The sequence below is a fragment of the Streptomyces mesophilus genome (assembly GCF_011044995.1).
GTDB lineage: Bacteria > Actinomycetota > Actinomycetes > Streptomycetales > Streptomycetaceae > Streptomyces > Streptomyces mesophilus.
In genome coordinates this window covers 1-3963 of sequence record NZ_JAAKZW010000390.1, presented here as the reverse complement: position 1 = coordinate 3963, position 3963 = coordinate 1, and the positions used below count along the sequence as shown (strand labels likewise).

Here is a 3963-nt window from a genome sequence, read left to right as displayed (position 1 = left end):
CGCCCGCGCCCCGCCCGCACGCCCCGTCACGCGGCCAGCGCCAGCACCAGTGCCGCGCAGGCCGCGAGTGCTCCGCCGCCTCGTACGTGGTTCCAGACGGTCCACTCCTTGACGTAGGTCTTCCACTGCTCGGCGCTCTCCGGGGCCTCCGGGTCGAGCTTGTCCAGCGCTTCGTTCCTCGGAATGTTGGCCGCTACCGTCACTCCGAAGCAGCCCACCAGGTACAGCGCACAGCCGATCAGCAGCTCCCACGCTCCCTCGTCGGGCCAGATCACGAAGGTCATCACGGCCACCACGACACTCAGCACCGCGGTACCCACGAACACCCCGAGGAACACCGGGTTGATGATCAGCACATTGAGTTTCTGCATCGCGGTGAGGCCCTGTTTCCACGGCAGCGCTCCGAGCGTCCTCATCACCGAGGTGGAGAAGGCGAAGAACACGCCCGCGATCAGGCCGCAGCCGAGCGCCGCCAGCAGGGTCAGCGCGAAGAACGGTCCTTCGATCATGGCAACTCCAGTGTGAGTAAGGGATGTTGGTCGCACCGGCCGACGGTGACCGCGATCAGTGCGGCAACCGCGCCGATCTTCCACGGCCGCCGGTGTCACCACAAGTGAAATCCCTGCGCCCACCCTCCGGCCATCGACCAGGCGCGCACCCCCATACGCGAGCGTCTCGCCCCTTGGCCCGTGCTTCCGCGCCGCACGGCATCATGGCCTCCGTGCGACTCCAACCGATCACCTGGGACCGGCTCACCGAAGCCCTCGCCGACCGCGTGCTCGCCCTCAAGGCGCAGGACGGCGGCGACCGGCTGCGGATCGGCCTGGACGGGGCGCAGGCCGCCGGCACGGGAGAGCTGGCCGAAGCTCTGGCGCAGGCGCTGCGTGTCCGCGGCCGTTCTCCGCTGGTGGTCGCTGCCGAGGGCTTTCTGCGCCCGGCGTCACTCCGCTATGAGCATGGCCATCAGGACCCCGATTCCTATGTGGACGGCTGGTTCGACACAAGTGCCTTGTGGCGTGAGGTGTTCGGTCCGCTGGAGCCCGGCGGCAGCGGGCGCGTGCTGCCCGACCTGTGGGATCCGGTCGCCGACCGGGCGACGCGCAGTGCTCCTGTCGAACTCCCTTCCGGTGGCGTGCTGTTGCTCCACGGTCCGCTGCTGCTCGGCCGCTGGTTCCCCTTCGATCTCTCGGTCCATATCCGCCTCGGGCCCGGTTCGCTGCGCCGGCGCACCCCCGAGGACCAGCACTGGACCCTGCCGGCCTTCGAGCGCTACGAGCAGGAGGCCACCCCGCAGGAGACGGCCGACGTGCTCATCCGCGCCGACGACCCCCGCCATCCGGCCTGGAACGGCTGACGGGGGCTGCCCGTATCGACGCGTTGCTGCGGGGCAAGATCGAGGCGTTCCTGCGGGGCAAGCACCCGAGGGACTGGCACCCGAGGGACTGGCACCAGCGCACGGGGGACTGGCACCAGACGGTCGCCCCGTTCGTCACGCAACGTAGCCACCTGTCGTCCCCAGGTGCGCCCTTCATGCCCCCGGACGAGAATGATTCCGCCGGTCCCCGCGGCGCCGTCCGTGCCGCGCCGGTTCTGCCGGACACCGGGAGGTATCCCATGACCACCGCCGCAGACATCATGCACCCCGGGGCCCAGTGGATCCCCGCCCACGAAACCCTGGACCGCGCCGCACAGCTGATGCGCACCCTCAACGTCGGCGCCCTGCCGATCAGTGACGAGAACGAACGGCTCTGCGGCATCCTCACGGACCGTGACATCGTCGTCGGATGCGTCGCCATGGGGCACGACCCCGCGAAGACCACCGCCGGCGAGATGGCCAAGGGCACACCGCGCTGGATCGACGCCGGAGCCGATGTCGGCGAGGTGCTCGAGGAGATGCAGAGCCACCAGATCCGCCGGCTGCCCGTCATCGACAACAAGCGGCTCGTCGGGATGATCAGCGAGGCCGACCTCGCCAAGCATCTCTCCGAGGACCAGATCGCCACCTGGGTGGAGAGCGTCTACGCCAAGGGCTGACCCGCCCTCGGCCTCACCCGTCTTCCTCCGCCTGTCCGTCCCCCCCGTCGCCTGTCTATGAAGCCCCCTTCTCGGCAAGGAACTTGAGGTCCACCTCGTCCCGGTGTCCGGCCCAGGACAGCTCGAACGTCCAGCAGCCGGGACGAGGTACGGCTATGTCCGAGGGGTAGATCTCGCCGGGACCCGAGTCCGCCGGGACCGACAGCTTCACGACCGGCCGCTCCGCTCCGCGCGGATGCGCCCGTATCGTCAGCGGCTTCCCCTCGCGCGCCGAACGCACGTACCAGAGCACCTTGTTGCCGTCGCCCCCGTCGCCCCCGTCGCCCCCGTCGCCGAGGGCGGCAGCCTTCGGCGTCATGGGGTGCTCCCACAGGTACCCCATGATCTGGTCGTGCGCCCCGACGACATAGGGCAGACCGGCGGCAGAATCCGAGAACCCGGCGGGCTCGGGATTCCAGCCCGGCGGCGCCCCCTCCCGTATCGCCGTCTCGCCGCAGCCGCCCTTCACCGTCCGTACGGCGTCCGCCACTTCGGCTCCCGCACTCGCAACGCTCTCCCCGCCCATCCGGCCAGGGCGCTCCCGGCCTGCCTGACCGGTGCGTTCCTCCCGAGGTGGCGACCCGGCGGAGCACGCGGTCAGGGCCAGGACGCCGAGCAGCGCCACGACGGCCCCGAGGCGAGCGCCGAGCCGGCGACTGTTGTCCACGCGAATCGTGTTCATGCATGGGATACACCGCTCGGCCGGACGAGGTTCCGCTCGCTTCGAAAATTTCCACCGCGAACTGCTCCGCCCCGAAATTTTCCGCCCGCCGACCCCGCACAAGAACCCTCCCAGACCATGACAACTGGGATGATCGGCCCCATGACGCGAACCGACGGCTACCTCCTCGACAACCGCCAGGCCGAGGCCGGACAGCGCTTCGACGCGCTCTCGGCTCTCTTCGACCCCTCCACCTTCCGGCACTTCGACCGTCTCGGTGTCGGCCCCGGCTGGCGGGTCTGGGAGGTGGGCGCAGGCGGCACCTCCGTGATCGGTTGGCTGGCGAAGAAGGTCGGACCGACCGGGCGGGTACTCGCCACCGACATCGACACCTCGTGGGCGGCCGATGCCGCACGCCCGCCGGTCCAGGTGCTGCGCCATGACGTCGGCGCCGAGGAGCCGCCGGGGGAGGGCTTCGACCTGGTGCACGCCCGCCTGGTCCTGGTCCATGTGCCGGACCGCGAGCGCGCGTTGCGCTCCATGGTCCGGGCGCTGCGCCCGGGCGGCCGACTGCTGGTCGAGGACGCGGACCCGGCGCTGCAACCGCTGATCTGCCCCGACGAGCACGGCCCGGAGCAGCAACTGGCGAACCGTCTGCGGCACGGCTTCCGCGCGCTGCTCGCCGAACGCGGCGCCGACCTCACGTATGGCCGCAGACTGCCCCGGCTGCTGCGCGAGGCGGGACTCTCGCAGGTCGAGGCGGACGCCTACTTCCCCGTGTCCTCACCGGCCTGCACGGCGCTGGAGCTCGCGACGGTGCGGCAGGTGCGCGAGAAGCTGGTCGCGGCCGGCTATGCCACCGACGCGGAGGTCGAACGCCACCTGGCCAATGTCGCGGGCGGCTCCATGGACTTGGCCACCTCGCCGATGATCTCGGCCTGGGGTCGCAAGGCCTGATTCCGACGACGGACTCCGCGAGCCGGACTCCGCAGGCTCGACTCCGAACCGTCGGACTCCGAACCGCCGGACTTCGAACCGTCGGACTCCGAACCGCCCGACTCCCTCCGCCGCGGGCGGTCACTGGTCCTCGGGACCGCCCGCGCCCTGGATCCGCCGCCCGCGCCCCGCATCCGCCTGCCCGCCCCGACCGGCCGCCGGCACCGTCGTCCGCCACTGTTCGCCGGCCCGGGCTCCGGGCGCATCGCGCGGGGGCCGTGCGCCCACCCTCC

5 protein-coding genes are annotated in these 3963 nt (G+C 71.1%); 3 read left to right on the top strand and 2 right to left on the bottom strand.

The features are described 5' to 3' along the window. Positions 1 to 26: 26 nt before the first annotated feature. A complete protein-coding gene (locus tag G6045_RS39695; protein ID WP_165337106.1) occupies positions 27 to 509 on the bottom strand; it encodes an anthrone oxygenase family protein in 483 nt (160 codons plus the stop codon). A 212-nt stretch (positions 510 to 721) separates the two neighbouring features. Here G6045_RS39695 and G6045_RS39690 point away from each other — a divergent pair, with 212 nt between their 5' ends. Further along, positions 722 to 1354, top strand: coding sequence for a nucleoside/nucleotide kinase family protein (locus G6045_RS39690; protein WP_165337105.1), 633 nt, complete (start codon positions 722 to 724; stop codon positions 1352 to 1354). A gap of 260 nt (positions 1355 to 1614) precedes the next feature. Continuing rightward, a complete protein-coding gene (locus G6045_RS39685; protein WP_165337104.1) occupies positions 1615 to 2034 on the top strand; it encodes a CBS domain-containing protein in 420 nt (139 codons plus the stop codon). A gap of 55 nt (positions 2035 to 2089) precedes the next feature. On the opposite strand, the gene G6045_RS39680 is transcribed toward G6045_RS39685, so the two are convergent. Further along, complete coding sequence (locus G6045_RS39680) at positions 2090 to 2755, bottom strand: hypothetical protein (RefSeq protein WP_165337103.1); 666 nt, start codon at positions 2753 to 2755, stop codon at positions 2090 to 2092. 141 nt (positions 2756 to 2896) lie between these two features. Between G6045_RS39680 and G6045_RS39675 the strand changes: the two genes are divergently transcribed. Further along, positions 2897 to 3691, top strand: a complete 795-nt coding sequence (locus G6045_RS39675) for a methyltransferase domain-containing protein (protein ID WP_165337102.1) — start codon at positions 2897 to 2899, stop codon at positions 3689 to 3691. Positions 3692 to 3963: the final 272 nt, after the last annotated feature.